Here is a 25,873-nt window from a genome sequence, read left to right on the forward strand (position 1 = left end):
CCGCCAGTATACAGCCAGGCGAGCGAAGCGACACCGGGCGTTGGTCTAGTCACCTACCTATTTTGTTACCGGCGTTCTATGATGGCCGCCAGTCTTTAAGCCACCGCGATGACCCATGGCCGATTCCGCTTTCTTCTGCCCCCTGTCCCACGAGGGCATCCTCGCCGTCCGCGGCTCCGATGCAGGCAAGTTCCTGCAGGGCCAGCTGACCTGCAACATCAACTACCTCAGCCAGGAACACGCCAGCCTCGGCGCCCGCTGCATGGTCAAGGGGCGCATGCAGTCAAGCTTCCGCATCCTGCCCGAAGGCAACGGCTACCTGCTGGCCATGGCCAGCGAGCTGCTCGACGCACAGCTGGCCGATCTGAAGAAATACGCCGTGTTCTCCAAGGCCACGCTGGCCGATGAAAGCGCCGCATGGGCACGTTTCGGTGTGCAGGCTGGCGCTACGGCCTTGCAGGCGCTGGGGCTCGACGTGCCCGCAGCCGCCGGCAGCACCGTCCGGCATGCAGGCCTGATCGCGATCGCTGTTTCGGCAGGCCGCGTAGAGTTGTGGGCGCCCGCCGATGACGCCGGCAAGGTACGCCAGGCCCTGGCCGCCGCCCTGCCGGAAGGCAGCCTCAACGACTGGCTGTTGGGCCAGGTGCGTGCCGGTATCGGCCAGGTCATGGGGCCGACCCGTGAGCTGTTCATTCCGCAGATGATCAACCTGCAGGCCGTCGACGGCGTAAGCTTCAAGAAAGGCTGCTACACCGGGCAGGAAATCGTCGCCCGCATGCAGTACCTGGGCAAGCTCAAGCGCCGCCAGTACCGCCTGGCCCTGGACCAACAGGCCATTCCGGCTCCGGGTGAGGAGATTTTCTCGCCTACCCATGGCTCGTCGGTCGGTGAAGTGGTCCTGGCTGCCAGCACCGGCAGCGGCTGCGAGCTGCTCGCGGTACTCAGTGCCGAAGCGGTGGCCGACGACAACCTGCACCTGGGCAGCCTCGGCGGCCCGCGCCTGCAGGTACTGAGCCTGCCCTATGAACTGGACCGCGACCGGGAAATCCAGCGCTGACCAGCCTGCCCCGCCCTTGTGGCGGGGCCGCACCACCACTGCGGTAGACACGCCCATGAACAAGCTGGCCGAGATGGTTCAAGCACAATTGCTCGAGGCCATCGAAAAGGATGACCTGGTCCTGCCGACCCTGCCCGAGGTTGCCCTGAGCATCCGCGAGGCAGCGGAAGACAGCGAAATCAGCGTAGCGGCCCTGAGCAAGGTGATCGGTCGCGATGCGGCGCTTTCGGCGCGCCTGATCAAGGTCGTCAACAGCCCGCTGCTACGCGCGGCGATCGAAGTCACCGACCTGCACACCGCCATCACGCGGTTGGGTATCAACTACAGCTGCAACCTGGCCATTGGCCTGGTCATCGAGCAGATCTTTCACGCCCGCGCGCCGGCGGTTGAACAGAAGCTACGCGATATCTGGGCCAACAGCCTGGATGTGGCCGGCATCAGCTACGAAATCTGCCGCCGCTTTACCCAGCTCAAGCCCGACCAGGCCACCCTCGGCGGGCTGGTTCACCAGATTGGCGCGCTGCCGGTACTGATCTATGCCGAAGAGCACAACGAGCTGCTGTCCGACCCAGTGTGCCTGCATTACGTGATCGAGCACATCCAGCCAGTGCTGGGCGACAAGATTCTCAAGGCGTGGGAATTTCCGGAACAACTGGTCAACCTGCCAAGCCAGGTGCAGGACCTGGACCGGCAGACCGACAGCATCGACTATATCGACATCGTGCAGATCGCCCGCTGCATCAGCCAGCGCGGGCGCCATCGGCCATTGGCGGCGCTGCCCGCCTACCGCCACCTGGGCTTGCCGTTCGGCACCGAGCTGGAAGTGGACGAACTGATCGATGCGCGGAGCATGTTGCGCTGACCGGCGTCGGCCAGTGCCGGCTTCTTCACGGCCAAGCCCGCGAAAGGGCCGGCACAGGTGCCCCATCAATCAGCGATGAAACTCACCCGCACCCGCAGGCCGCCCTTGGCGCCATCATGCAGGCTCACCTGGGCCAGGTGCGCCCGGCAGATTTCGCCCACAATGGCCAAGCCGAGCCCGCTGCCCTGCGCACTACGCCGATAGAAGCGCTCGAACACCCGCTCACGCTCGGCCTCGGGGATCCCCGGCCCGTCGTCCTCTACCTCCAGCACGGCGGGCGCCAGCACCCGCAAGATCACGTTGCCGCCCGCTGGCGTATGGGCCAGGGCGTTGTCCACCAGGTTGCTCAACAGCTCGTTGAGCAGCGTCGGTTCACCCTTGAGCCATACTGGTGCTTCGGCTTCCAGGGCCAGCGCCACCCCGCGTTTGTGTGCCAGCGGAGCCATGGCCATGCCCAGTTCGCGCGCCAACTGGCTCAGGTCAAGGCGCTGCGCGCCGCCTTCGGCAATCGCCCGCGCGCCGTTCTCGACCCGCGCCAGTGACAACAACTGGTTGGCCAGGTGGGTCAGGCGATCGGTGCCCTGCGCGGCAGATTCCAAGGTCTGCCGCCATTCCTGCGGCTCGGACGAGCGCAAGCCCAGCTCGACCCGGGCCTTGAGCGCAGCCAGCGGCGTACGCAACTCGTGGGCAGCGTCGGCAATGAATTGCGCCTGGCGCTCGAACTGGCCGCGCAAGCGTTCGGTGAAGTGGTTCAAGGCCCGTACCAGCGGGCCCAGCTCATGTTGCACCTGCACCACCGGCAAAGCCCGCAGGTCGTCCGGCTGGCGCTCCTCCACCGCCGTGCGCAAGCGCTCCAGTGGCCGTAATGCGGCACTCACGGCAAACCACACCAGCACCAGCGCACCCAGCGCCAGCATGCCCAGGCGCAGCAGGGTATCGGCCATCAAGCCACGGGCCATGCGCACCCGGGCCTCCTCGGTCTCGGCCACGCGGATTTCCGCCATGCCGTTCATGTTGGGTTCGCTCACCGCCTTCAACAGGCTGACCACACGCACGTCCTGGCCCAGGTAGCTGGCGTTGTAGAACCGCGCCAGTGCCGGGTAGTCATCGGTACGCGGCGTGCCCGGCGGCGGTGGCGGCAGGTTCTCGTAGCCGGAGATCAGCCGCTGCTGGATGTCCAGCACCTGGTAATAGATGCGCCCGGCACTGTCGTAGGCGAACGTGTCCAGGGCCACGTACGGCACGTCCGCACTGAGCGAACCGTCCCGCTGGGACAGGCCTGCGGCAATGGTCCGCGCCGAGGCCAGCAAGGTGCGGTCATAAGCCGTGTCGGCAGCTTCGCGGCCATTCCAGTAGGCGCTCAGGCCGCTGGCCAGCATCAGCACTACCAGCAGCAAGGCCAGGTTGCCGAGCAAGCGCCCGCGCAGGCTGCCGTTGTCACGCATCGCGGTGCTCGAGCAGGTAGCCCAGGCCGCGGAAGGTGACGATGGCAACCGGGTGACCGTCGAGCTTCTTGCGCAGCCGGTGGATATAGATCTCGATGGCGTCAGGGCTGGCCTCTTCATCCAGGCCGAACACCTGGGCAGCCAGTTGCTCCTTGCTCATCACCCGGCCCGGGCGGGCGATCAACGCTTCCAGCACACTCTGTTCGCGCGAGGTCAGGGTGAGGTTGTCGTTACCCAGGGTAAAGCGTCGGGTGTCCAGGTCGTATACCAGCGGCCCACAGCGTTGCTGGCGCTCGCCACCGAGCACGCTGCGGCGCAACAAGGCCTTGACCCGGGCTTCCAGCTCGGTCAGTTCGAACGGCTTGGCGAGGTAGTCGTCTGCGCCAAGGTTCAGGCCGTGGACGCGGTCCTTGACGTCGCTGCGCGCAGTCAGCATCAGCACCGGCAAGGTCTTGCCGCGCCCACGCAGGCGCGCCAGCACCTCGAAGCCGTCCATCCGCGGCAAGCCGACATCCAGCACGGCCACGGCGTATTCCTCGCTGGCCAGGGCCAGGTCGGCGGCCACGCCATCATGCAGCACGTCCACGGTCAGGCCATGGCTCTTCAAGGCCTGGGCCACGCTTTCGGCCAGTTGCAGGTGGTCTTCGACCAGCAGCACACGCATCGGATTCTCCCTGCTCGGGTGGGGCGGTGGCGCGGAGTGTACCGCTGTCGGCAGGCCTGTGAAGCCCCTGTCGACAAACCTTTCACGCTGAAAGGTTAGCGAAAGGTTGATTACCTAGCATCGCACCACGGTCGCCCTTCGCGCCGAAAAAGCACCAGCAAGGTGCAACGAATAAGAACAATAATCGGAGCCATCAGTGATGCTGTCATTGCAGCCGCAGGCGTTCACGCCTACCCGTTCCTTTGCCGCACGCCCCTCAGCCATCGCCAGCGCCCTTGCGCTTGCCGGTGTCGCCCCGATGAGCCAGGCCGCCTTCTTCGAAGACAGCACGGCCACCTTCGAAACCCGCAACATGTACTTCAACCGCGACTTCCGCGACGGCACCAGCGCACAGCAATCCAAGCGCGACGAATGGGCCCAGGGCTTCATCCTCAACTTCGAGTCCGGCTATACCGACGGCACCGTAGGCTTCGGCCTGGATGCGCTGGGCATGCTCGGCATCAAGCTCGACTCCAGCCCCGACCGCACCGATACCGGCCTGCTGCCGACCCACGATGACGGCAAGGCCGCCGACGAGTACTCCAAGCTGGGCCTGACCGGCAAGGTCAAGGTGTCACAAACCGAACTCAAGATCGGTACCCTGATCCCGGAGTTGCCGACCCTGCAGCCCAACGACGGGCGCATCCTGCCGCAAACCTTCGAAGGCGGCCTGCTCACCTCGAAGGAGATCAAGGGCCTGACCTTCACCGGCGGCCGCCTGGACAAGGCCAAGGACCGCAACGACACCAACTGGGAAGACCTGGCGCTGAACAACAAGAACGGGCGCTTCGGCGGCTCGTTCAGCGCCGACAACCTGGACCTGGCCGGCCTCGACTACCAGTTCACCGACCGCATCACCGGCAGCTACCACTTCGCCCAGCTGGACGACATCTACCGCCAGCACTTCATCGGCCTGCTCGCCACCCAGCCGTGGGGCCCGGGTACCTTCGGCGCCGACCTGCGCCTGGCCGTGAGCGACGACGCCGGCGCTGCCAAGGCCGGCAACATCGACAACACCACCATCAACGGCATGCTCAGCTACGCCCTGGGCGGGCACAAGGTCAGCGCCGCCTGGCAGCAGCTGTCCGGCGACAGTGCCTTCCCCTACATCGATGGCGCCGACCCGTACCTGGTCAACTTCGTCCAGATCAACGACTTTGCCAACGCCGACGAGCGTTCCTGGCAGGCGCGCTACGACTACAACTTCGCCGCGCTCGGCGTGCCCGGCCTGACGTTCATGACCCGCTACATCAGCGGCGACAATGTCAGCCGCGCCGCCGGTGGCGAGGGCAAGGAATGGGAACGCGATACCGAAATGAAGTATGTGGTGCAAAGCGGCCCGTTGAAAAACGTTGCCGTACGCCTGCGCAACGCCACCTTCCGCTCCAATTTCGCCCGTGATGCCGATGAAGTAAGGCTGCTGGTGAGCTACAGCGTGGCGCTGTGGTAACCGATCGCACTAACCCAACAGCGGTAAACCGATAACAACAACGCTTACGGAGATGAACGATGACTTTTTCCCTGCGCCGCCTCGTCCTCGCCACCGGCTGCCTGCTGCTGGCCGGCAATGCCCTTGCGGGCGAACCGAAACGCCCTGAATGCATCGCCCCCGCCTCGCCCGGCGGCGGCTTCGACCTGACCTGCAAGCTGGTGCAAAGCGCCCTGGTGCAGGAGAAGATCCTCAGCAAGCCGATGCGCGTCACCTACATGCCAGGCGGTGTCGGCGCGGTGGCCTACAACGCGGTGGTCGCCCAACGGCCGGCCGATGCCGGGACCCTGGTGGCCTGGTCCAGCGGCTCGTTGCTGAACCTGGCCCAGGGCAAGTTCGGCCGTTTTGACGAAAACGCGGTGAAATGGCTGGCCGCCGTCGGTACCAGCTACGGCGCCATCGCGGTGAAGAGCGATTCACCCTACAAGACCCTCGACGACCTGGTAGCGGCGCTGAAGAAAGACCCGAGCAAGGTGGTGATCGGCTCGGGCGGTACCGTTGGCAGCCAGGACTGGATGCAGACCGCGTTGATCGCCAAGGCGGCAGGTATCAACCCGCGTGACCTGCGCTACGTGGCCCTCGAAGGCGGTGGCGAAATCGCCACGGCGCTGCTGGGCGGGCACATCCAGGTGGGTTCGACCGACATCTCCGACTCCATGCCACACATTCAGAGCGGCAACATGCGCATCCTCGCGGTGTTCTCGGAAAACCGCCTGGACGAGCCCGAGATGAAAGACATCCCCACCGCCCGGGAACAGGGCTACGACATCGTCTGGCCAGTGGTGCGTGGCTTCTACCTGGGGCCAAAGGTGAGCGACGAAGACTACGCCTGGTGGAAGCAGTCGTTCGACAAGATGCTGGCCTCGGAAGACTTCGCCAAGCTGCGTGACCAGCGCGAGCTGTTCCCGTTCGCCATGACCGGCGAGGAGCTGGACGGCTATGTGAAGAAGCAGGTGGCTGACTACAAGACCCTGGCCCGGGAGTTCGGCCTGATCCAGTAACGCCAACGCCGCTCGCTCTTTGTAGGAGCGGCCTTGTGTCGCGAAACGGCTGCAAGGCAGCCCCAGCAATTTGCGCAGCGATGCTGAAATCCTGGGGCCGCTTTGCAGCCCATTCGCGACACAAGGCCGCGCCGGCAAAGGATCTGCGTCTTGCCGAAAAACGAGAGGATTCCCTGATGATCCTGCAACGCATCTTCGCCCTGGTCCTGCTGGCGGTGTGTGCCGCCCTGGCCGTGATGGCCTGGCCCTACCAGGCGGCGTTTTCCTATGAGCCGGTGGGCCCGCGCGCCTATCCGTTGCTGATGCTCGGCCTGATGGGCCTGGGCCTGCTGTACCTGGTGTTCCGCCCCACGCCCATCGTGCGCAAGGACGACGAGCCGGAACTGGACCGCGAGACCCTGATCAAGATCAGCGCCTGTGTCGGCCTGTTGATCGTGTTCGCCAGCACCTTCGAAGCCCTGGGCTTCATCCTCAGTGCCGTCCTGATCGGCGTGCCCATGGCTCGCCTGTATGGCGGTCGCTGGCTGCACAGCTTCATCGTGGTGGCAGGCATGAGCCTGTTCCTCTACTGGCTGTTCGACCGCGTGATGGACGTGCCCCTGCCCCTTGGCCTGCTGAGCGTACTGGAGAACTGACACATGGATACCTTGAGCTACCTGGGCCAGGGCTTCGGCGTCGCCCTGTCCCCCTACAACCTGGTCACCGCCCTTACCGGCACGCTGATCGGCACCGTGGTCGGCCTGCTGCCTGGCCTGGGCCCGATCAACGGCGTGGCCCTGCTGATCCCCATCGCCTTCGCCCTCGGCTTGCCGCCGGAATCGGCGCTGATCCTGCTGGCCGCGGTGTACCTGGGCTGCGAGTACGGCGGCCGCATCAGCTCGATCCTGTTGAACATCCCGGGCGAAGCCTCGACCGTGATGACCACCCTCGACGGCTACCCGATGGCCCGCAACGGCTTGGCTGGCGTGGCGCTGTCACTGTCGGCATGGAGTTCGTTCATCGGTGCCTTGATCGCCACCTGCGGCATGGTGCTGTTCGCCCCGCTGCTGGCGAAATGGGCGATTGCCTTCGGCCCGGCGGAATACTTCGTGTTGATGGTCTTCGCCATCGTCGCCCTTGGCGGCATGGCCGGTGACAAGCCGTTGAAAACCTTCATCGCCGCACTGATCGGCCTGTTCCTGTCGGCCGTTGGTATCGACGCCAACAGTGGCGTGTACCGGTTCACCGGGGACAGCGTGCACCTGGCCGACGGCATCCAGTTCGTGGTGCTGGTGCTGGGCTTGTTCTCCATCAGCGAAATCCTCCTGCTGCTGGAAAAGACCCACCATGGCCACCAGGCGGTCAAGGCCACCGGGCGCATGCTGTTCAACCTCAAGGAAGCCGCCTCGGTGTTCGTGGTGAACATCCGCTGCGGCCTGCTGGGCTTCGTCATGGGCGTGCTGCCAGGCGCCGGTGCAACCCTGGCCAGCGCCGTTGCCTACATGACCGAGAAACGCCTGGCGGGCGAAAAAGGCAATTTCGGCAAGGGTGATGCCCGCGGCCTGGCCGCCCCGGAAACCGCCATCGGCGCATCCTGCTGCGGTGCCCTGGTGCCGATGCTGACGCTGGGCGTACCCGGTTCGGGTACCACGGCGGTGATGATCGGGGCACTGACCCTGTACAACATCACCCCCGGCCCGCTGTTGTTCGAACAGCAGCCAGACATCGTCTGGGGCCTGATCGCCTCGTTGTTCGTCGCCAACATCATGCTGGTGATCCTCAACATTCCGATGATCCGCATCTTTACCCGCATCCTCGCCGTGCCGAACTGGGCACTGGTGCCGGTGATCGCCATCATCACCGCGATCGGTGTGTACGCCGTGCATGCCACCACCTTCGACCTGTTCCTGATGGTCGGCATCGGCATCATGGGCTACATCCTGCGCAAGCTGGACTTCCCGCTGTCGCCGATCCTGCTCGGTTTCATCCTTGGCGGGCTGATGGAGCAGAACCTGCGCCGGGCGCTGTCGATCTCCAACGGTGAGCTGGGCATCCTCTGGTCGAGCACGATCAGCATGTCGGTATGGGTGCTGACCCTTTGCATGCTGACCCTGCCGCTGCTGCGCAGCTGGCGCAAACGCAGCCTGCAACGCCGGGCGATGGCCGATGCCTGACCGTGGGTTGCCGCTGTTTGTCGCGACCGGGCTGGTCGGCCTTGCTGGTGGTTTTGCCGCCAGCCAGGTCGGCTGGCCGTTGCCGTGGATGGTCGGCGCGCTGCTGGCGATCATCCTGGTACGCTGCCTGACGCCCTGGCAACTGCCGGAAATCCCCAACGGGCGCAAATGCGGGCAATGGATCATCGGCATTGGTATCGGCCTGCACTTCACCCCGGCGGTGATCGAGCAAGTGGCCAGCCATTTCGCGCTGATCTTCTTCGGCGCGCTGTTCACCACCGTGTCCAGCGTGCTCAGCGTATGGTTGCTGCGGCGCACCGGCGAGGACCGCGCTACGGCGTTCTTCGCCAGCATGCCCGGCGGTTCGGGGGAGATGGTCAACCTTGGCGCTCGCAATGGCGCGGTGCTCAGCCAGGTGGCGGCGGCGCAGAGCTTGCGCGTGCTCGCGGTGGTGCTGTGCGTACCGGCACTGTTCAAGTTCCTGCTGGGTGACGGGGTGCCGCTGAATCACACCGGCAGCGTGAGCTGGGGCTGGCTGGCGCTTATCGCTCCGCTGGGGGTGGCCGTTGCGTTGCTCTGGCAGCGCTTGCGCCAACCCAATCCATGGTTGTTCGGGCCGTTGCTGGTGGCGGCCACGCTGAGCCTGGCGGGCAACCTGCAGATCGCCCTGCCCCACGGCGCCAGCCAGATTGGCCAGTGGCTGATCGGCAGCGGCCTGGCCTGTCACTTCAACCGGGCATTCTTTCGCCGCGCCCCTTCCTTCCTCCTGCGCACCCTGGTCGCCACTGCGCTGTGCATGGCGATCGCCGCCAGCGCAGCCTGGGTGCTGAGCGTGATGACCGCGCTGGACCTGCGCTCGCTGACCTTGGGCATGATGCCCGGGGGAATTGCCGAGATGAGCCTGACCGCCGAGACCTTGCAGCTGTCGGTACCGCTGGTGACGGCGCTGCAGGTGATGCGGCTGTTGCTGGTGCTGTTTCTGGCAGAGCCGCTGTTCCGGCTGTGGAATGCCAAGGCGCAGTGACTGTGCCGGACGCTTCACGGGTAAACCCGCTGCCACAGGGACTGCACGGCACTCATGCCGCGCACGATCGCTGTGGGTGCAGGTTCACCCGCGAACAAGGCGACGCGCTGTTTCAGCAGCTCAAAGCGGCGGCAATGCCCAGTTGATCGGGGTCAGCCCGCGCTGTTCGAGGAAGCTGTTGGTGCGGCTGAAATGCCCACAGCCCAGGAACCCGCGGTAAGCCGACAGGGGCGACGGATGCACCGATTTCAGCACCAGGTGCTTGGTCCCGTCGATCAGCTTCTGCTTGCTTTGCGCATGCGAGCCCCACAGCAGGAACACCACGTTCGGGCATTGCTCGCTGACCACCTGGATGATCCGGTCGGTAAACAATTCCCAGCCCTTCTTGGCATGTGACGCCGCATTGGCACGCTCCACGGTCATGGTCGTGTTGAGCAGCAGCACGCCCTGCTCGGCCCAGCTCTGCAGGTAGCCATGGTTGGGAATCGGGATATTCAGGTCACGCTGCAATTCCTTGTAGATGTTGACCAGCGACGGTGGCGTGGCCACGCCCGGCTGCACCGAGAAACACAGGCCATGCGCCTGCCCCGGCCCGTGATACGGGTCCTGGCCGAGAATCACCACCTTTACCTGGTCCAGCGGCGTCGAATTGAGCGCATTGAAGATCAGCGGCCCTGGCGGGTAGATCTCCTTGCCGGCGGCATATTCGCTACGCAGGAACTCGCGCAGCTGATGCATGTAGGGCTGGTCGAATTCGGCGCGCAACGCGGCCTTCCAGCCGGGTTCGAGTTTGATGCGATCGTCGTCAGTCATGGGGCCTTCCGTAAACAATGGCGCGACACTAGGTAAGCCTTGTGCGCTTGTCAAACGATCCGACCGACGACCGGCATGATCGGCCAGGCAAGCCATACTTGTGCGATGACTTGCGCGAGGTAGTCCATGGCCATTCATTGCGAGGTACTCACCGGCGCCGATGGCGCCCGCATCGGCATCGCCACCCTGGATGCGCCCAAGGCGCTCAACGCCCTGAACCTGCCGATGATCGAAGTATTGGGCGAGCAGTTGCACGCCTGGGCCCGAGACCCCAGGGTCGTCTGCGTGTTACTGCGCGGCAACGGCAGCAAGGCATTCTGCGCAGGGGGCGATGTACGCGCCCTGGCGCATGCCTGCCGCGACCACCCCGGCAGCGTACCACCGCTGGCCGCCACCTTTTTTGCCGCCGAATACCGCCTGGACTTCGCCCTGCACACCTACCCCAAGCCGCTGCTGTGCTGGGGCCACGGGCATGTGCTGGGCGGCGGCATGGGCCTGCTGCAAGGCGCCAATGTGCGTATCGTCACCCCCAGCAGTCGGCTGGCCATGCCGGAAATCAGCATCGGCCTGTACCCGGATGTGGGCGCCAGCTGGTTCCTTGCCCGTTTGCCTGGCAAGCTGGGCTTGTTCCTTGGCCTGACGGGGGCGCCGATCAATGCCCACGACGCCCTTGACCTGGGCCTGGCCGATCGCTTCCTGGGCGAATACCAGCAGGAAGCGCTGATCGAGGAACTGCTGCAACTGAACTGGCAGGAGCAGACCGCGCTGCAACTGAACAGCCTGCTCAAGGCCGAACAGCACCGGGCCTGCGCCGAACTGCCCGAAGCCCAGTGGCTGCCACGACGGCAGGTGATCGACCAGTTGCTCGACGTAGCCGATGCGGCCGCGGCCTGGCGTGCCCTGGAAGGGCTCAAGCACCACGACGATCCGCTGCTGGCCGAGGCCGGCCGACAATTGCATGCCGGTTGCCCGCTGACGGCACACCTGGTGTGGGAGCAGATTCGTCGGGCACGCCACCTGTCGTTGGCGCAGGTGTTCCAGATGGAATACGGCATGAGCCTGAACTGCTGTCGCCACCCGGAATTCAGCGAAGGGGTACGCGCGCGCCTGCTGGACAAGGACAACCAGCCGCGCTGGCACTGGCCGGATGTGGCGCAGGTACCGGCGGCGGTGGTCGAGGCGCATTTTGCCAAGGTGTGGGAAGGCCGCCACCCGCTGGCAGACCTGGATTAGCTTCGAGAGGGGGGCGCATGACGCCCCCGCCTCAATTCACCTGCCGCTGCCAGTTCCCCCCTTGCCCACGCCGCCCATCCCAACGACGGTCACCGTCCCCCCGTCTGTCGGAATGCCAACGGTCGTTCTGGTAACGCTGGCTGCCGCCACGATAGTCATGCCGATCCCGGTCGCGCCCATAGTCGTAGCGCTGGCGGTTGCCATAGTTATAGCGTGGGTTGCCATGCCATTGGTTCATCACCGGCGGCGGCGGCGAGCGGTAATATGGCGCTGGCGCCGGGCGGTAGTAGTAGCGCGGTGCTGGCTGGTAGTAATAGCGCGGTTGTGGCGTCACGTAATAGTGGTCATAGCGGTAATACCCCGGCGACACGTAACGGTCGGCGTAGTAGTGATCCGAGCGATAGTAGCCCCCGGTCTCGTAGTACGGGACGCAGGCGGCAGTCATCAGCCCCAGCAGGGCGATCAACAGGATTCGATAGGACATGGCGGCCTCCTGGACCGCTGGAGTGCCCGAACAGCGGCGCTGGCGAGCGTCGACGCGAAATGCGATCATCGACATGTGATAAGACCGTGGCGCCGAGGTGCAGTGCCATTTCTGCAACAATTTGATACAGCTGAGCGGCAGCCATGCCTGACAACCGACACTGCCCCGCCTGTGGCGCGCCCAACCGGTGCAGCCTGGCCGACCCGGCCCGCGCTACCCAGGCCTGCTGGTGCTATAGCGTGACCATCGACCCGGCCGTGCTTCAGGCCCTGCCTGCCGAGCTGCGCGACCAAGCCTGCCTGTGCCCGCGCTGCGCTGCGGTTGAACAACAACTGCGCACCTCTGCCGCCGACTGACGGGCCCCAATGCGTCTCGACCGTTTCCTCGCCAACCTGCCCAGCCACAACCGCCAGCAAGCCCGCCTGATGTTGGCGCAACGCCGCGTGCGGGTGGACGGCCAGGTGGCCAGCGACCCTATGACCGAAGTACGCGAATTCAGCCGTGTCGAACTCGACGACCAGTTGCTGCAGACAGGCCGGCCGGCGCGCTACCTGATGCTTCACAAGCCCGCTGGCTGCGTCAGCGCCACCCGGGACCCGCAGCATCGCACCGTGCTCGACCTCCTGCCCGCTGCGCTGCGTGAGGACCTGCACATAGCCGGGCGCCTGGACTTCAACACAACTGGCCTGATGATCCTGACCAACGATGGCCAATGGTCACGGCGGCTTACCCAGCCCGCGACCAAGTTGCCCAAGCACTACCTGGTGGAAACCGAGGACGAGATTGGCGAGCACTATGTGGCCAAATTCCGCGAGGGCTTCTACTTCGCCTTCGAGGATCTGACCACGCAACCTGCCCAGCTGGATATCCTGGGCCCGCGCCAGGCGCGGCTGGCGATCGTCGAAGGGCGTTATCACCAGGTCAAGCGCATGTTCGGCCATTTCGACAACAAGGTGGTGGGGTTGCACCGCGAGCGCATGGGCGCCATCCACCTTGACCCGGAATTGGCGCCGGGGGCGTTTCGCGAGCTGACAGCGGATGAAATAGCCACGGTCTAGTCTGCCTGAGCGGGCCGCTTCGCGGGTGAAACCGCTGCAACAGGAGCAACCCAGGCTTCGGCCTGCAGATGACCTGTGGGAGCGGACTCCCCCAAGCGGCCGGCACAGCAGTACAGCAGCGCCATACGACCGCTCAGCGAGAAAAGTCACATTTTCCCCCGAACGGCACTTGCAGGATCCACGACCCGCTGCTTGAATCCAAATCGTCAGTCTGCATGTGACTGCCAAGTCACGCCTGCAGTCGAAGACACCTTTTTGCCGGCCACCCAAAGCCTCGATGCCTTGGGGCACGGCAAATTGCCCGCCAAAAACAATACCCGTCGACACACGTGCCAAGGATCGACACAGGGCCCCGCTTTCTCTTCAGGCAAATGCCTACCTGTCATAAAGAACGTGCACCCTAGGTGACGCGAATACCCTTTTTGCGCCAGGAGTCGATGAGATGAGGCCAGAAATTGCTGTACTTGATATCCAAGGTCAGTATCGGGTTTACACGGAGTTCTATCGCGCGGAGGCAGCCGAAAAAACGATCATCCTGGTCAACGGCTCGCTGGCCACCACCGCCTCGTTCGCCCAAACGGTACGTAACCTGCACCCCCAGTTCAACGTGGTACTGTTCGACCAGCCCTACGCGGGCAAATCCAAGCCACACAACCGTCACGAACGCCTGATCAGCAAAGAGACCGAAGCGCATATCCTTCTCGAGCTGATCGAGCACTTCCAGGCGGACCACGTGATGTCGTTCTCGTGGGGCGGCGCAAGTACGTTGCTGGCGCTGGCGCACCAGCCACGGCAGGTCAAGAAAGCGGTGGTGAGTTCGTTCTCGCCGGTGATCAACGAACCGATGCGCGACTACCTGGAACGCGGCTGCCAGTACCTGGCCGCCTGTGATCGCTACCAGGTCGGCAACCTGGTCAACGACACCATCGGCAAGTACCTGCCGTCGCTGTTCAAGCGTTTCAACTACCGGCACGTCAGCAGCCTGGACAGCCATGAGTACGCGCAGATGCACTTCCACATCAACGAAGTGCTGCAGCATGACCTGGAACGGGCCCTGAAGGGGGCGCGCAATATCGACATCCCGGTGCTGTTCATCAACGGCGAGCGCGACGAGTACACCACCGTCGAAGATGCCCGGCAGTTCAGCAAGCATGTGGGCAGGAGCCAGTTCAGCGTGATACGTGACGCAGGGCATTTCCTGGATATGGAACACAAGGCCGCCTGCGAAAGTACTCGCAGCGTCATGCTCAACTTCCTCAAGCCGACCCTGCGCGAACCGCGCCAACACTACCAGCCGGTACAACAGGGGCAGCATGCATTTGCCATTTGAGCGCCTCGGCGCCCTGTAGCCAATACCCGCAGCTATGGGGTGCCGACAAGCTTTTTTATAACTCGGGCTTCTAATTCGTGGAGGGTTCTGGTAAAAAGCTCAGCGCAGACGCGGGTATAGTTTAGTGGCAAAACGAAAGCTTCCCAAGCTTTAGTTGAGGGTTCGATTCCCTCTACCCGCTCCACATCGCACTTGTGCATGGCGTTCCAACAACGTCATCGCTGTCAAAAGGGGCCTCGGCTCCTTTTTTCGTTTCAGCCCTCCTTTGACTTGCACCATGGCCATTTGCACGCTGATCCGCTTCAATGCGCAGATGGTTCCGTGAGACATTTCGAAAGGACGACGCATGTTTCTCTCCCGCTGGCTACCGGGCCTTGCCAACTTGCTGCACTACCGCCGCGAGTGGTTCCACGCCGACCTGCAGGCCGGCCTGTCGGTGGCGGCGATCCAGATCCCGATTGCCATCGCCTATGCGCAAATCGTCGGCCTGCCGCCGCAGTATGGCTTGTATGCCTGTGTGCTACCGATGATGGTCTATGCCCTGATCGGCAGTTCGCGCCAGTTGATGGTCGGCCCCGATGCCGCCACCTGCGCCATGATCGCCGGCGCGGTGGCGCCACTGGCCATGGGCGACCCACAGCGGATTGCCGAGCTGGCGGTAATCGTCACCCTGCTGGTCGGGGTGATGCTGATCGCCGCCGGCCTGGCCCGGGCGGGGTTCATCGCCAGCTTCTTCTCGCGACCGATCCTGATCGGCTACCTCAACGGCATCGGCCTGAGCCTGATCGCCGGGCAACTGTCCAAGGTGGTGGGTTTCCGGATCGAAGGCGATGGGTTCATTCTCAGCGTGATCGACTTTTTCCAGCGCCTGGGGGAAATTCACTGGCTGACGCTATTCATCGGCCTGGGCGCACTGGGCCTGCTGATATGGCTGCCACGGCGCTACCCGCGCCTGCCGGCGGCACTTACGGTGGTGGCGCTGTTCATGCTGTTGGTCGGCCTGTTCGGCCTCGACCGCTTCGGTGTCGCCATCCTTGGCCCGGTACCCGCCGGCATTCCGCAACTGGCCTGGCCACACAGTAACTTGGCAGAAATGAAAAGCCTGCTGCGCGACGCCCTGGGTATCGCCACCGTTAGTTTCTGCAGCGCCATGCTCACCGCACGCAGCTTTGCCGCCCGGCACGGCTACGCCATCAATGCCAACCACGAATTCGTCGCCCTGGGCGTCAGCAACCTGGCCGCCGGGGTGTCCCAGGGTTTCGCCATCAGCGGCGCCGACTCGCGTACCGCCGTCAACGACATGGTCGGTGGCAAAAGCCAGCTGGTGGGTATTATCGCCGCGCTGGTCATCGCCCTGATCCTGCTGCTGTTCACAGCACCGATGGCGTGGATCCCGCAGGCCGCGCTGGGTGCCGTGCTGCTGATGGCCGGCTGGGGGCTGATCGACATCAAGTCGCTGGGGCAGATCCGCCGCCTGAGCCGCTTCGAATTCTGGCTGTGCCTGCTGACCACGGTCGGCGTGCTGGGCCTGGGCGTGCTGCCCGGCATCGTGTTTGCCGTGACCCTGGCGATCCTGCGCCTGCTGTACAGCATCTACCAGCCTACCGACGCAGTGCTGGGCTGGCTGCCGGGCACCGAAGGCCAGGTGGACATCCGCAAGCACAAGGACGCCCGCACCGTGCCCGGCCTGGTGGTGTACCGTTTCGACGACGCGATCCTGTTCTTCAATGCCGATTACTTCAAGATGCGCCTGCTTGAAGCCGTGCAGAGCCAGGCGCAGCCCAAGGCCGTGCTGTTCGATGCCGAAGCGGTCACCAGCATCGACGTCAGCGGCATCGCCGCCCTGCGCGAAGTGCGTGACACCCTGGCCGCCCAGGGCATCCTCTTCGCCATCGCCCGCGCCCGCGGCACCTTCCTGCGCATGCTGGTACGCTCGGGGATGGCACGGCAGATGGAAGACAAACTGCTGTTCGGTTCGGTGCGGGCTGGCATCCGCGCCTATCGGCTGTGGCGTAACCGTAATCGCCATGTGCAGGTGGCTGCGCAGGGTTGAAAACGCCGCGCTGGTGCTGCTGGCCCTATCGCCGGCACGCCGGCTAGCACAGCGATGGCAAAGCTACACAGCTTGCAGGGCGTGCTAAAGTCGCCCCCGTTCCCGCTCCACCCAACGGACCCCAGCATGCCCGCACTCGACGCCGCCCTCATTTCCTGGCCAGCACTCGCCGCCCGCCATCCCTGTGACGCCCTGCTGCTCGGCAATGGCCTCAGCCGAGCACTGTGGAAGCCGTTCGGCTACTTCTCGCTGTTCGAGGAAGCGCAGCGCGCCGGCCGCAAGAAAGGCCTGGCGGTCAGCGACCAGGCCCTGTTCAAGTCGTTGGGCACGGAACTGTTCGAGCCCGTGCTCAGCACCCTCAACACGACCGTACGGGCCAACGCCGCGCTGGCGATCAATTCCACCGCGCCGCTGAACCGCTACTATTCGATCAAGGAAGCGCTGATCCACGCCGTTCGCACCGTGCACCTGCCATGGCCACGCATGCCGGTCGCCACTCTGGCAGCGCTCAACCAGGCCCTGCGCAGCTACCGCAGCGTCTATACCAGCAACTACGATCTGCTGCTGCCATGGGCCGTGCAACACGCACCACACGGCTTCGCCGAACTGTTCGACGAGCAAGGCTTCTTCGACGTGCGTCGCACCCACGCTGAAGGCACCCGGCTGCTGCACCTGCACGGCGGCCTGCACCTGCTCAAGCTGCCCGACGGCAGCACCCGCCAGCGCAGCGCCGACAGCGCCGAACTGCTCGATGGCTTTGCCGTGAACATCCCCGGCGAAGTGCCGCTGTTCGTCAACGAAGACCGCAGCGACGAGAAACTGCGCGCCATCCGCAACTCGGACTACCTGAGCTGGTGCCTGGGGCAACTGGCAGGGGAAAGTCAGGGGCTATGCCTGTTCGGGCAGCACCTGGACAGCACTGACCAGCACCTGCTCGAAGCCATTCGGCAGGCTCGGCCGAAGCATCTGGCGGTGGCAATACGGCCGTTGAGCGAGGCTTCGGTGATCAACCAGAAGCAGCATTTCGTCGATCGGTTGGGGGATTTGCCTGGCACAGATCTGCATTTCTTCGATGCCGGGACGCATCCGTTGGGTGGCGCGGAATTGGCGACAGCATTGTCGCCAATCCGCTGACCACTCGCCCGATCAAGGCGCCGACGCGGTCGTCACCTGCACCACCGGGCCCGCTGGGCCCACCGCAACCGGCTCGGCCACCGGTGCATTGCCGCCCAACTGGCGAATCTGCCGTACCTGCTGGACCCTGTTCAGGTTTTCCCAGGCAACGGGGTAGTGCCCGGGCGACTGTTCGATCGCACTGCGGAAAAACTGCTCGGCGATGTCCAGCTTGCCTTCTACCAGGCAGACATAGCCGACATCATTGCTGGCTTCGGCACGTTTTTCGACCTGCTCGAAGGCAGACACGGCCTCCTCATAACGTGCCATGCGTGCCAGCAGCAAGCCATAGTTGCGCCACAGCGGTTTGTAGGTGCCGTCGTAGCTCACCCCGCGTTTGTAGTGCTGTTCGGCTTCGCCCCACTGCCCGGCCATGTAGTAGGAATAGCCCAGGCTGTTCTGCACGAACGCGGAACGTGGCTCGATGAGCTCGGCCAAGCGGTAGTACATCTGCGCCTCGGCGAAGTTGTCGCCCAGGTCGGCAAGCACGCCCAGGCCGTTGTACGCCTTCAGCGGGGACTTGTTGTCGACCCTGAGCGCCGCCGTCCCAGTCTGGGTGTTAGCGGGGTCCTTGACGAAACGTTTCTGATCCACCGCCACGGCCTTGGACAACAGTGCCTTGGCTTGCTCATATTTACGCATGGACAGATTCATCAGGCCCAGTTCGGTCAGCGCGTCGGGGTTATCGGGTGCCTTGGCCAGCACTTCGTTGAAGGCCATCTCGGCAAGCTGGTTATTGCCGCGCTCACGGTGAATGCGCCCCACCCACACCAGCGCCTCATAGCGTTCCGGGGCCAGTTCGAGTACCCGCAGGTACTGGTACAGTGCCTGGTCAAGGTCCCCCGCCTGGTAGGCCATCGCCGCAACCTGCATCGCCTGGTCGGGCGAGTTGCTCTGCGTCTGCACCTGGTAAAGCACCGAGTTCCCAGTCGAATACACCGAACGCACCCCGTTCAGCTCCGGCCCCATGCTCTGGCACCCCGACAGCACGGCTATCATGGTCAACAGCAAACCGATCCTGTTCATGTCATGGCTTCCCGAACGTTTTTATTATCCCGATGATCACCGGGCCGATGGCTACCAGAAAAAAGCTTGGCCACAGACAGAAAATTAGCGGAAAAACCAGCTTCGTTCCGATTTTTGCGCCCATTTCTTCAGCGGCCTGCATGCGCCGGTCGCGAAACTCCTCGGCATAGATGCGCAAGGTCGCCGCGACGCTGGTACCGAAGCGGATACTCTGCGCCAGCAGGCTGACCAGGCCTTGAATGTCTTCCAGGCCGGTGCGATCCGCCAGTTGCCTGAGTGCTTCGGTACTGGAGATACCCGCGCGGATCTGCGCATTGACCAAGGCCAGTTCCTCGGCCAGTTCGGCCTGGCTGACCGCCATTTCTTCGGCCACCCGCTCGATAGCCTGGGGCAATGCCAGGCCCGACTCCACGCACACCACCATCAAGTCCAGGGCATCGGGAAAGGCCGCCCGCAACCGCCCCTGGCGCGCGGTGCGGCGTTTGTCCACATACATCGCCGGTAGCAACCAGCCAACGGCAGCGCCCATGACCACCACGCCCAGGCCGGTCAGCGGGGACAGGTTCGGCACCATGGGCAATATCAGCAGCGACACGCCCGACAGCGTCAGCGGCAACAGCAGACGCACGGCCCAGTACACTTGTAGCGACGACGCCGAGCCATAGCCGGCATGGGTCAACAGGGTTCGGGTGGCCGACACTTTGCCGGCTGCAGACGGCGTAATGCGCCGCCCTACCCGCTCCAGCAGCAGCTGCAGGTTGCCGGGTGCCTCCCGCCCGGTCGCAGCGCTGGAATGATCACGCTTGATCAAGGCAAGGCGGCGCTGCAACGGGCTCTGCAAGCCCAACACCAGCAGCGTCACGGTAATGACCGCAATGACTGTGCTCACCCCGATCGCACCGACGATCAGCAGGCGTGCCAACGCCTCACTGTCCGTCACCCCACTCAACAAACCGAGCAAATAGTCCATGACTGACGCTCCCCTGCGAGAACTGCCTAGATCTGGATACGGATAATTCGACGAATCCAGAAAATCCCAACCAACATGGAGCCGAAAGCCCCCATGACGAACATCTGCCCGGTAGGATCCTTGATCAGCAACGTCAGGTAGTCCGGGCTTGTGACAATGATCGCTGCCGCCAGCAGGAAGGGTATGGCCACCAATATCCAGGCCGACATCCGCCCTTCGGCCGACATGGTCTTGACCTTGCGCTGAAAGCGGAAACGCCCACGGATCAGGTTGCTCAGGCGCTCCAGCACTTCGGTCAGGTTGCCGCCGGTCTCACGGTGAATCAGGATCGAGGTCACCAGCATCATCACTGTCATGCTGGGCATGCGCTCCAGCAGGCCGAGCATGGCCCGGCGCACGTCATTGCCGTAGTTGATGTCGGCGAAGGTCAGGCCGAATTCCTGTGCCACCGGCCCCTTGTGCTCATCCGCTACCAGGCGCAGGGTTTCATTGAACGGGTGCCCGGCACGCAAGGCCCGGCACATGGCCTCCAGGGCATCCGGCAAACCTTCCTCGAACTTGGCGAAACGCTTGCCACGGTCACGGATGATCTTCAGCAATGGCAACCACAACGCCACGAACGCAGCCGCCAGCGCCAGCCACCAGTAGGGTAGGAACAACCAGACCAGCATGCCGCTCGCCGCTGCCAGCACGAGCCCGGTCAACAGGACCCGATAGGCCCGGTACTCATGCCCGGCCTGCTCGATCATCTGCGTCAGCGTGGCCATGAACGGCAGTTGCTCGAGCCGCGCCTCCAGCGGCGACAGGCGTGTCAGGTATTTCTGCCGCAACACGGTCTGCATGTTCGGCAGATGGCTTGCCCGCTCTAGGATCACCAGGCGGCCGCGGATACGCTTGCGCACCTTGCCCGCCTCGCCGAACACGGGTACCACCAGCCCCTGGCTGAGCAGGAACACGGCAATGAACACCATGCCGAGAAACACCAGGATGTATTCGCCGGGTATCTGGTTCATGGCTGACGAGCCTCCATCCATTCAGGCCGGAACATAGACAGCGGCAATTCGATGCCGCGCTTGGCCAGGGCATCGCGAAACGCCGGCACCATGCCACTCGGGCGGAAATCGCCAAGGACCTGGCCCTGCTCGCCTACACCGTTGCGCACGAAAGAGAAGATCTCGGTCATGGTGATGATTTCGCCTTCCATGCCGTTGATTTCCTGCACACTGACCAGGCGCCGCTTGCCGTCTTCCTGCCGCTCCAGCTGGATCACCACATCGATCGCCGATGCGATCTGCTGGCGCATGGCCTTGATCGGGAACGTGGCGCCAGACATCAGCACCATGTTCTCGATCCGGCCCAAGGCGTCGCGCGCGGTGTTGGCGTGGATGGTGGTCAGCGAGCCGTCGTGGCCGGTGTTCATCGCCGTCAGCATGTCCAGCGCCTCGGCGCCACGCACCTCGCCGATCACGATACGGTCGGGGCGCATCCGCAGGCTGTTGCGCACCAGCTCGCGCTGGCCGACCTCGCCGCGCCCCTCGATGTTCGCCGGCCGGGTTTCCAGGCGCACCACGTGCGGCTGCTGCAGCTGCAGCTCGGCGGAGTCCTCGATGGTGACAATCCGTTCGTTGTGCGGAATGAAACTGGACAGCACATTGAGCATGGTGGTCTTGCCACAGCCGGTGCCGCCGGAAATCAGCACGTTCAACCGCCCCCGCACGATCGCCTTGAGCAGCAAGGCAATGGCTGGCGTCAGCGCACCGGTCTGGATCAGGCTGTCGGTATTGAGCAGGTCCACGGCAAAGCGGCGGATCGAGATACTGGGCCCATCGATGGCCAGTGGCGGAATGATCGCATTGACCCGCGAGCCGTCCTTGAGCCGGGCATCGACCAACGGCGAAGACTCGTCGATGCGCCGCCCCAGGCTGGAGACGATGCGATCGATGATGTTGAGCAGGTGCTGGTCATCGCGAAAACGCACGTCGGTGCGCTGCAACTTGCCGAACCGTTCGACGTACACCGAGTCATGGCCATTTACCAGGATGTCGGACACCGTGTGGTCGGCCAGCAGCGGCTCCAAAGGGCCGAGGCCGAGCACTTCGTCGGTGATCTGCTTGATGATCAACTGGCGGCTGGCAGAGCTCACCGGCGCCGAATGCTCGTCGAGCAGGCGTTGGCAGATGTCGCGGATCTGGCGCACGGCCTCGGCCTGCCCGAGCGAGTCGAGCAAGGACAGGTCCATGACCTTCAGCAGTTGCTGATAGGTCTTCTCGCGCCATTCGGCTTCCACCTGGGTGACCTGGCTTCTGGTTTCGAAAAGCACGTCCGGAGCTGATTGCTCCCAGGCCATCAGCGCCTCCGCCGCATCCTTGTTGCCGCCACTTGGCATGGGCGGCGAGGCTGCCTCCGGGGTGCCAGTCTGTTTGCGTAAACGGTTACGGAAATCGTTAAGCATGATTCACCCCCGGAAGACACGCTTGAAGGCGCGCTTGAACAAACCGTTGTCAGCGGCCACCGCTTCGCCAGCCAGCGCCTCGGCCAGGCCACGCAGCGCCTGGGCGATCGCAGACCGAGGCGCTTGCAAAGCCAACGGCACACCGGTGTTCTGGCTCTGGTTGATGACGCTGAAGTCATTGGGCAGTTTCACGATATTGGTACAGCGCAGCGCCTCGCCGATGTCCTTGAGGCTGACCGGGGCCGCCTTGTCGTAGCGGTTGACCACCACCTCGAGCTGGTTGCCCCGTACGCCCAGGTCATCCCGCAGAATGCGCGCCAGGGCGCTGGCGTCACGCAGGTGATTGACACTTTGCTGCATGACGACGTAAACCCGGTCAGCCTGTTCCAGCACCGAAGCGGTGATGTGGTCGATCTGCCGTGGCAGGTCCGCCACCACCCAGTCATAGTTGGCGCGTGCCAGCTGCAACAGCTTGTCGAGCTGTTCGGCCTGGACATCCTGCGGCAGGCACAGCTCATTGGCGCGGCTGCCAAGCACATGCAGCGAGGGGCTGAAATGGCTGCAGAAGCCGCGCAGGGCGACACCATCCATTTCTTTTATCTGCTGCAGCACGTCCAGCTGGCTGTGCGACTGGGTAACATCCAGGTGATGCGACACGCTGCCGAACTGCAGGTCGAGGTCAAGCAACAGGGCGTTGCCCTTGAGGCTCAACTGATGTGCCAGGTTGCAGGCCAGTACCGTGCCGCCTGAGCCACCCTTGGCATTCATCACCGCGACCAGCTTGCCGGTCGACTCGCTGCTGGTCTGGGTCTCCGTGACCATACGGCCCAAGGCAGCGATAAGCTCCGTGGCCACGATCGGCTCCGGCAGAAAATCGCGCGCACCGGCCTGCATCGCCAGGCGCATGCCTTCCCGATCATCCAGCAGGCCACACAGCAACAGCGGCGGGCGTTCGTGGGCCGGCCGTTGCAACAGGGCTGCCAGCTCCTCGCGCCACAGCTGGCCGACGCGCAACAGCAGGAAGTCGGGCATCCGGTCCAGGCCGAACAGCGGGTCGTTATGGCCATTGCCCACCTGCCGAACATTGACCTCGAGTGCCGGAATGCGCTGGCAGATTTCCTGCAACTGGCGCAAGGCCAACGCGTCCGAGCTGCTGATCAACAGGCGCTTCCTGGACTTGCTGGAAGTAGCGGATACAGAGGCTTCACTCAGATTCAGCATGGTGTGATCTCCGGTGCGACGTCCGCCCTGGGATGACGGCCAAGGCTTTCGCGAGGCAGGGTCGCCTTGAATACGGGCAAGGTGATGGGCACCCCGAAACCTGGAATGAACAGGCTGAACTGGAAGTTCTGCAGGGTCAGCTGGACATAGCGCACAGCGGCAAATCCGCTGGCATTCACCAGGTCACCGGGGCTGGCCACCGGCGCGCCGTTCTGGTCCAGGTAGCGCAGGGTCAGGTCACCGGTGTCCAGGTCGGCCAACAGGCTGCTGACGCCACTGTCACCGGCGCTGTTGAAGATCGCCCGGCGCAGCACGACCGGGTCGCTGATATTGCATACCGCCGCCAGGCGTGCGCCCCGCCGCACGGATTCGTTCAGCACATTCACGGTGTAATACAGCCGCCCCATTTCCAGCACCCCGAACAACAGGGTGAACAGCAACACGCTGATGAAGGCGAACTCCACCACATACACCCCCTGCATGCTGCGCTTCATCACAGAGCCCTCATCACGGTGGTGGCGACCAGCGGGAAGTTCAGCGCCACGCTGTTGCCGACAAAGGCCGGAATGCCGCTGGCGATCAGCGGGGAAAACACATAGCTGATGGTCACCTGCACGTGGTCGCTGGTACCCGCCACCTTGGCCACCTGCACGGTGGTGTTGGCCGGCATCCCGGTCAGGCTGCAGGGCGGCGCAGAAGGAGCGCCGAACACCGCCACGTATTTGGTCATGCACTCAAGGTCGGGGCTTACCTCGACCTGGCCAAGGGTCGCGTTCCAGGCCCGGCTGGCGACGTAACGTGCAGCATCACGGCTGCCCTGCAACAAGCTGTTGTACTGGTAGAGCATGCGGCCGAATTCGCCAAAGACCAGCAAAGTCAGCAACAGCAATGGCAGGGTCAGCGTGAACTCGACGATTGCCACCCCTTGCTGGCGCCGCGCGCGCTTGAGCCGGTGAAGTTCCATGACACGCTCCTAGGAGTCGATGCTCGGTGTGCCACTGCCATTGATGAAGGTCTTGTACAGCTGAATGATCTGCGGGCCTGCATCGTCCTGCGGCGTGGGCCCGGGAACATTGTCGCCATCGCACTGCTTGACGAACTGGCCGAAGATCTGCGAATCCCCACCTGCGCTCTGGGCTGGCTGGAGCACGTAGAAACAGCCGAAACCGAGCACCGGAATCGAGCTCGCCCCTGCATTCTTGCCTGAGCAGTCACCCACCACGATGCGCAGTATCCTGCGCTCGAACACCCCGTTTGACTCGCACCCCGCTCCCCCACCCGCGACACACGCCGCAGCACGTGTGGCATAGTCGTTGTAGTCGAACAGCTGGGTGCCACCGGCCGAGAGATTGCCATTGCTCGAAGCAACAGGTTGGCCTTGGTATTCCACCCGAGCTGGCGAGACGGCGTCGTTGTACTTGATCAGTGGATTGCTGTAGGTGGTCACCAGGTCAGGCGGATAGTCGCTGCCCCGGTACGGCCCCGTGTAGTCGCCGAAGCGCGTATTCAGGCCCTGGACGGAAGGGCCGACGGTGTTGCCAGGCTTGGTATCGACGCTGTCACCGACGTTACGGCAAACCGAACCGCCGCCGGCCATGAGTTCGCCCACCTCCTTGCCGCCCGCGCCAAAGTCGAGCAGCTGGAAATTGCCGGGGCCAATCGGGTCGCTGTTCTTGGCGGCAGACTTCAACACCTCCAGGTCACCGAAGCGGTAGCCCCAGAACATGCCGGCATCCGGGTTGTATTTTGTCTGGTCGCCACACACCAGCAGTGGCGCAAGGTTGCAGGGGCTGGTCGGGCTCGGCCCGGCAGTGGCGATCGCGGTCAGGCTCTTGGCGCCGACGGTGCCGCTCCCGATCGACTGGGCAATGCTCCAGAAATAGCCCGCCAGCGAGTAGTTCTCGACCTTGACCCGCACGTAGCTGGCATTGGCTGGCCCGGGGAAGGAGAACGGCCCATAGACGTTGTCGGCCAGCTCCACCACGGCAAATGCCCCAAGGTTGCCCCCGATGGCCGTCAGCAGTTCCTGGTTGCCCGCAGCCTTGGCATTCTCGTTCAGGGTAAACAGCGCGGCATCCCGTGTGGCACTGGCGGCGTTGCCTGCACCCATCACCTGGCTCAAGGTCTTCGCGCCACTCAGGGCGGCGGCATCCACGGCGTTCTGCAGGCGGGTCTTGTTCAACAACATATGGCCGCCATCGAGCACCAACGCCGCCATCATCAGTATCGCGACCAGGGCGATCACGATAATGACAGTCACTGCCCCCCGCTGCTGGCCTGGCCAGGCGGTGAACGCACGTTGAGCTCGAGGAGTCATGATCACGCC

Annotated in this window: 25 protein-coding genes and 1 tRNA gene; 14 read left to right on the forward strand and 12 right to left on the reverse strand. The window is 64.0% G+C overall.

The annotated features are described in order from the left end of the window. Positions 1-115 precede the first annotated feature (115 nt). Together HG549_RS20335 and HG549_RS20340 are read left to right on the forward strand one after the other, a co-directional pair. Positions 116-1,057, forward strand: coding sequence for a folate-binding protein YgfZ (locus HG549_RS20335; RefSeq protein ID WP_170032074.1), 942 nt, complete (start codon positions 116-118; stop codon positions 1,055-1,057). A 55-nt stretch (positions 1,058-1,112) separates the two neighbouring features. After that, a complete protein-coding gene (locus HG549_RS20340) occupies positions 1,113-1,919 on the forward strand; it encodes an HDOD domain-containing protein (RefSeq protein WP_170032077.1) in 807 nt (268 codons plus the stop codon). A 65-nt stretch (positions 1,920-1,984) separates the two neighbouring features. Here the strand turns inward: HG549_RS20340 and HG549_RS20345 are convergent, their stop codons facing one another. Together HG549_RS20345 and HG549_RS20350 are read right to left on the reverse strand one after the other, a co-directional pair. Next, positions 1,985-3,364 (reverse strand): sensor histidine kinase, encoded by a 1,380-nt coding sequence (locus tag HG549_RS20345; RefSeq protein ID WP_170032080.1) that lies wholly within the window; start codon positions 3,362-3,364, stop codon positions 1,985-1,987. Next, positions 3,357-4,028 carry a response regulator gene (locus HG549_RS20350; RefSeq protein ID WP_170032083.1) on the reverse strand — a complete coding sequence of 224 codons (672 nt, stop codon included), beginning with the start codon at positions 4,026-4,028 and terminating at the stop codon, positions 3,357-3,359. Before HG549_RS20350 ends, HG549_RS20345 begins: the two co-directional genes overlap by 8 nt. A gap of 199 nt (positions 4,029-4,227) precedes the next feature. On the opposite strand from HG549_RS20350, the gene HG549_RS20355 reads away from it, so the two are divergent. The 5 genes from HG549_RS20355 to HG549_RS20375 all read left to right on the forward strand — a co-directional run bounded on the left by HG549_RS20355 (position 4,228) and on the right by HG549_RS20375 (position 9,734). Continuing rightward, positions 4,228-5,517: an OprD family porin gene (locus HG549_RS20355; RefSeq protein ID WP_170032086.1), complete on the forward strand. Its 1,290-nt coding sequence runs from the start codon at positions 4,228-4,230 to the stop codon at positions 5,515-5,517. A 59-nt stretch (positions 5,518-5,576) separates the two neighbouring features. Next, the gene (locus HG549_RS20360) at positions 5,577-6,557 is read left to right on the forward strand and encodes a tripartite tricarboxylate transporter substrate binding protein (protein ID WP_170032089.1); all 981 of its coding nucleotides are present in this window, start codon (positions 5,577-5,579) and stop codon (positions 6,555-6,557) included. A 176-nt stretch (positions 6,558-6,733) separates the two neighbouring features. Beyond that, entirely contained in the window at positions 6,734-7,192 is a 459-nt protein-coding gene (locus HG549_RS20365) for a tripartite tricarboxylate transporter TctB family protein (protein ID WP_170032092.1), read from the forward strand. A gap of 3 nt (positions 7,193-7,195) precedes the next feature. After that, positions 7,196-8,710 (forward strand): tripartite tricarboxylate transporter permease, encoded by a 1,515-nt coding sequence (locus HG549_RS20370; RefSeq protein ID WP_170032095.1) that lies wholly within the window; start codon positions 7,196-7,198, stop codon positions 8,708-8,710. Continuing rightward, complete coding sequence (locus tag HG549_RS20375) at positions 8,703-9,734, forward strand: AbrB family transcriptional regulator (protein WP_170032098.1); 1,032 nt, start codon at positions 8,703-8,705, stop codon at positions 9,732-9,734. The genes HG549_RS20370 and HG549_RS20375 overlap by 8 nt, the downstream gene beginning before the upstream one ends. Before the next feature lie 120 nt (positions 9,735-9,854). Here the strand turns inward: HG549_RS20375 and ung are convergent, their stop codons facing one another. Continuing rightward, positions 9,855-10,547, reverse strand: a complete 693-nt coding sequence (gene ung / locus HG549_RS20380) for a uracil-DNA glycosylase (protein WP_170032101.1) — start codon at positions 10,545-10,547, stop codon at positions 9,855-9,857. Positions 10,548-10,673: 126 nt separating this feature from the next. Here ung and HG549_RS20385 point away from each other — a divergent pair, with 126 nt between their 5' ends. Then, on the forward strand, positions 10,674-11,780 hold the full coding sequence (locus HG549_RS20385) for an enoyl-CoA hydratase/isomerase family protein (protein WP_170032104.1): 1,107 nt from the start codon (positions 10,674-10,676) through the stop codon (positions 11,778-11,780). Between the two features lie 31 nt (positions 11,781-11,811). On the opposite strand, the gene HG549_RS20390 is transcribed toward HG549_RS20385, so the two are convergent. Continuing rightward, positions 11,812-12,264 (reverse strand): hypothetical protein, encoded by a 453-nt coding sequence (locus HG549_RS20390; RefSeq protein WP_170032107.1) that lies wholly within the window; start codon positions 12,262-12,264, stop codon positions 11,812-11,814. A gap of 143 nt (positions 12,265-12,407) precedes the next feature. Between HG549_RS20390 and HG549_RS20395 the strand changes: the two genes are divergently transcribed. From HG549_RS20395 to HG549_RS20420, 6 genes are all read left to right on the forward strand, one after another. Next, a complete protein-coding gene (locus tag HG549_RS20395) occupies positions 12,408-12,620 on the forward strand; it encodes a cysteine-rich CWC family protein (protein ID WP_170032110.1) in 213 nt (70 codons plus the stop codon). 9 nt (positions 12,621-12,629) lie between these two features. Beyond that, the gene (locus tag HG549_RS20400; protein ID WP_170032113.1) at positions 12,630-13,322 is read left to right on the forward strand and encodes a pseudouridine synthase; all 693 of its coding nucleotides are present in this window, start codon (positions 12,630-12,632) and stop codon (positions 13,320-13,322) included. Positions 13,323-13,764: 442 nt separating this feature from the next. Further along, complete coding sequence (locus HG549_RS20405) at positions 13,765-14,652, forward strand: alpha/beta fold hydrolase (RefSeq protein WP_170032116.1); 888 nt, start codon at positions 13,765-13,767, stop codon at positions 14,650-14,652. A 110-nt stretch (positions 14,653-14,762) separates the two neighbouring features. Beyond that, positions 14,763-14,836, forward strand: a tRNA-Gly gene (locus HG549_RS20410). Positions 14,837-14,998: 162 nt separating this feature from the next. After that, the gene (locus HG549_RS20415) at positions 14,999-16,705 is read left to right on the forward strand and encodes a SulP family inorganic anion transporter (RefSeq protein WP_170032118.1); all 1,707 of its coding nucleotides are present in this window, start codon (positions 14,999-15,001) and stop codon (positions 16,703-16,705) included. 126 nt (positions 16,706-16,831) lie between these two features. Beyond that, positions 16,832-17,839: a DUF4917 family protein gene (locus HG549_RS20420; protein WP_170032120.1), complete on the forward strand. Its 1,008-nt coding sequence runs from the start codon at positions 16,832-16,834 to the stop codon at positions 17,837-17,839. 12 nt (positions 17,840-17,851) lie between these two features. On the opposite strand, the gene HG549_RS20425 is transcribed toward HG549_RS20420, so the two are convergent. Genes HG549_RS20425 through HG549_RS20460 form a run of 8 tightly spaced genes read right to left on the reverse strand, consistent with a single transcriptional unit; the run spans position 17,852 to position 25,867 of the window. Continuing rightward, complete coding sequence (locus HG549_RS20425; protein ID WP_170032122.1) at positions 17,852-18,904, reverse strand: lipopolysaccharide assembly protein LapB; 1,053 nt, start codon at positions 18,902-18,904, stop codon at positions 17,852-17,854. A 1-nt stretch (position 18,905) separates the two neighbouring features. Then, positions 18,906-19,874 (reverse strand): type II secretion system F family protein, encoded by a 969-nt coding sequence (locus HG549_RS20430; RefSeq protein ID WP_170032124.1) that lies wholly within the window; start codon positions 19,872-19,874, stop codon positions 18,906-18,908. Positions 19,875-19,900: 26 nt separating this feature from the next. Then, the gene (locus HG549_RS20435) at positions 19,901-20,887 is read right to left on the reverse strand and encodes a type II secretion system F family protein (RefSeq protein ID WP_170032126.1); all 987 of its coding nucleotides are present in this window, start codon (positions 20,885-20,887) and stop codon (positions 19,901-19,903) included. Then, positions 20,884-22,326: a CpaF family protein gene (locus HG549_RS20440; RefSeq protein ID WP_170032128.1), complete on the reverse strand. Its 1,443-nt coding sequence runs from the start codon at positions 22,324-22,326 to the stop codon at positions 20,884-20,886. The genes HG549_RS20435 and HG549_RS20440 overlap by 4 nt, the downstream gene beginning before the upstream one ends. Positions 22,327-22,329: 3 nt before the next feature. Next, positions 22,330-23,547, reverse strand: a complete 1,218-nt coding sequence (locus HG549_RS20445; protein ID WP_170032131.1) for an AAA family ATPase — start codon at positions 23,545-23,547, stop codon at positions 22,330-22,332. Continuing rightward, on the reverse strand, positions 23,541-24,044 hold the full coding sequence (locus HG549_RS20450) for a TadE/TadG family type IV pilus assembly protein (RefSeq protein WP_170032134.1): 504 nt from the start codon (positions 24,042-24,044) through the stop codon (positions 23,541-23,543). The genes HG549_RS20445 and HG549_RS20450 overlap by 7 nt, the downstream gene beginning before the upstream one ends. After that, positions 24,041-24,511, reverse strand: a complete 471-nt coding sequence (locus tag HG549_RS20455) for a TadE/TadG family type IV pilus assembly protein (RefSeq protein ID WP_170032137.1) — start codon at positions 24,509-24,511, stop codon at positions 24,041-24,043. The genes HG549_RS20450 and HG549_RS20455 overlap by 4 nt, the downstream gene beginning before the upstream one ends. Before the next feature lie 9 nt (positions 24,512-24,520). Then, positions 24,521-25,867 carry a TadE/TadG family type IV pilus assembly protein gene (locus HG549_RS20460; protein ID WP_170034265.1) on the reverse strand — a complete coding sequence of 449 codons (1,347 nt, stop codon included), beginning with the start codon at positions 25,865-25,867 and terminating at the stop codon, positions 24,521-24,523. Positions 25,868-25,873: the final 6 nt, after the last annotated feature.

Origin of the sequence: Pseudomonas sp. SK, assembly GCF_012975065.1 — a bacterium.
In the GTDB taxonomy this organism is placed as follows: domain Bacteria; phylum Pseudomonadota; class Gammaproteobacteria; order Pseudomonadales; family Pseudomonadaceae; genus Aquipseudomonas; species Aquipseudomonas anuradhapurensis.

What these genes read in the sequence shown, in the direction of transcription:
- HG549_RS20390 (WP_170032107.1), bottom strand. Translation starts at nt 12,264, where the DNA reads ATGTCCTATCGAATCCTGTTGATCGCCCTGCTGGGGCTGATGACTGCC.
- HG549_RS20455 (WP_170032137.1), bottom strand. Translation starts at nt 24,511, where the DNA reads ATGGAACTTCACCGGCTCAAGCGCGCGCGGCGCCAGCAAGGGGTGGCA.
- HG549_RS20405 (WP_170032116.1), top strand. Translation starts at nt 13,765, where the DNA reads ATGAGGCCAGAAATTGCTGTACTTGATATCCAAGGTCAGTATCGGGTT.
- ung (WP_170032101.1), bottom strand. Translation starts at nt 10,547, where the DNA reads ATGACTGACGACGATCGCATCAAACTCGAACCCGGCTGGAAGGCCGCG.
- HG549_RS20365 (WP_170032092.1), top strand. Translation starts at nt 6,734, where the DNA reads ATGATCCTGCAACGCATCTTCGCCCTGGTCCTGCTGGCGGTGTGTGCC.
- HG549_RS20340 (WP_170032077.1), top strand. Translation starts at nt 1,113, where the DNA reads ATGAACAAGCTGGCCGAGATGGTTCAAGCACAATTGCTCGAGGCCATC.
- HG549_RS20345 (WP_170032080.1), bottom strand. Translation starts at nt 3,364, where the DNA reads ATGCGTGACAACGGCAGCCTGCGCGGGCGCTTGCTCGGCAACCTGGCC.
- HG549_RS20370 (WP_170032095.1), top strand. Translation starts at nt 7,196, where the DNA reads ATGGATACCTTGAGCTACCTGGGCCAGGGCTTCGGCGTCGCCCTGTCC.
- HG549_RS20335 (WP_170032074.1), top strand. Translation starts at nt 116, where the DNA reads ATGGCCGATTCCGCTTTCTTCTGCCCCCTGTCCCACGAGGGCATCCTC.
- HG549_RS20350 (WP_170032083.1), bottom strand. Translation starts at nt 4,028, where the DNA reads ATGCGTGTGCTGCTGGTCGAAGACCACCTGCAACTGGCCGAAAGCGTG.
- HG549_RS20375 (WP_170032098.1), top strand. Translation starts at nt 8,703, where the DNA reads ATGCCTGACCGTGGGTTGCCGCTGTTTGTCGCGACCGGGCTGGTCGGC.
- HG549_RS20425 (WP_170032122.1), bottom strand. Translation starts at nt 18,904, where the DNA reads ATGAACAGGATCGGTTTGCTGTTGACCATGATAGCCGTGCTGTCGGGG.
- HG549_RS20420 (WP_170032120.1), top strand. Translation starts at nt 16,832, where the DNA reads ATGCCCGCACTCGACGCCGCCCTCATTTCCTGGCCAGCACTCGCCGCC.
- HG549_RS20445 (WP_170032131.1), bottom strand. Translation starts at nt 23,547, where the DNA reads ATGCTGAATCTGAGTGAAGCCTCTGTATCCGCTACTTCCAGCAAGTCC.
- HG549_RS20435 (WP_170032126.1), bottom strand. Translation starts at nt 20,887, where the DNA reads ATGAACCAGATACCCGGCGAATACATCCTGGTGTTTCTCGGCATGGTG.
- HG549_RS20385 (WP_170032104.1), top strand. Translation starts at nt 10,674, where the DNA reads ATGGCCATTCATTGCGAGGTACTCACCGGCGCCGATGGCGCCCGCATC.
- HG549_RS20360 (WP_170032089.1), top strand. Translation starts at nt 5,577, where the DNA reads ATGACTTTTTCCCTGCGCCGCCTCGTCCTCGCCACCGGCTGCCTGCTG.
- HG549_RS20430 (WP_170032124.1), bottom strand. Translation starts at nt 19,874, where the DNA reads ATGGACTATTTGCTCGGTTTGTTGAGTGGGGTGACGGACAGTGAGGCG.
- HG549_RS20355 (WP_170032086.1), top strand. Translation starts at nt 4,228, where the DNA reads ATGCTGTCATTGCAGCCGCAGGCGTTCACGCCTACCCGTTCCTTTGCC.
- HG549_RS20395 (WP_170032110.1), top strand. Translation starts at nt 12,408, where the DNA reads ATGCCTGACAACCGACACTGCCCCGCCTGTGGCGCGCCCAACCGGTGC.
- HG549_RS20440 (WP_170032128.1), bottom strand. Translation starts at nt 22,326, where the DNA reads ATGCTTAACGATTTCCGTAACCGTTTACGCAAACAGACTGGCACCCCG.
- HG549_RS20400 (WP_170032113.1), top strand. Translation starts at nt 12,630, where the DNA reads ATGCGTCTCGACCGTTTCCTCGCCAACCTGCCCAGCCACAACCGCCAG.
- HG549_RS20415 (WP_170032118.1), top strand. Translation starts at nt 14,999, where the DNA reads ATGTTTCTCTCCCGCTGGCTACCGGGCCTTGCCAACTTGCTGCACTAC.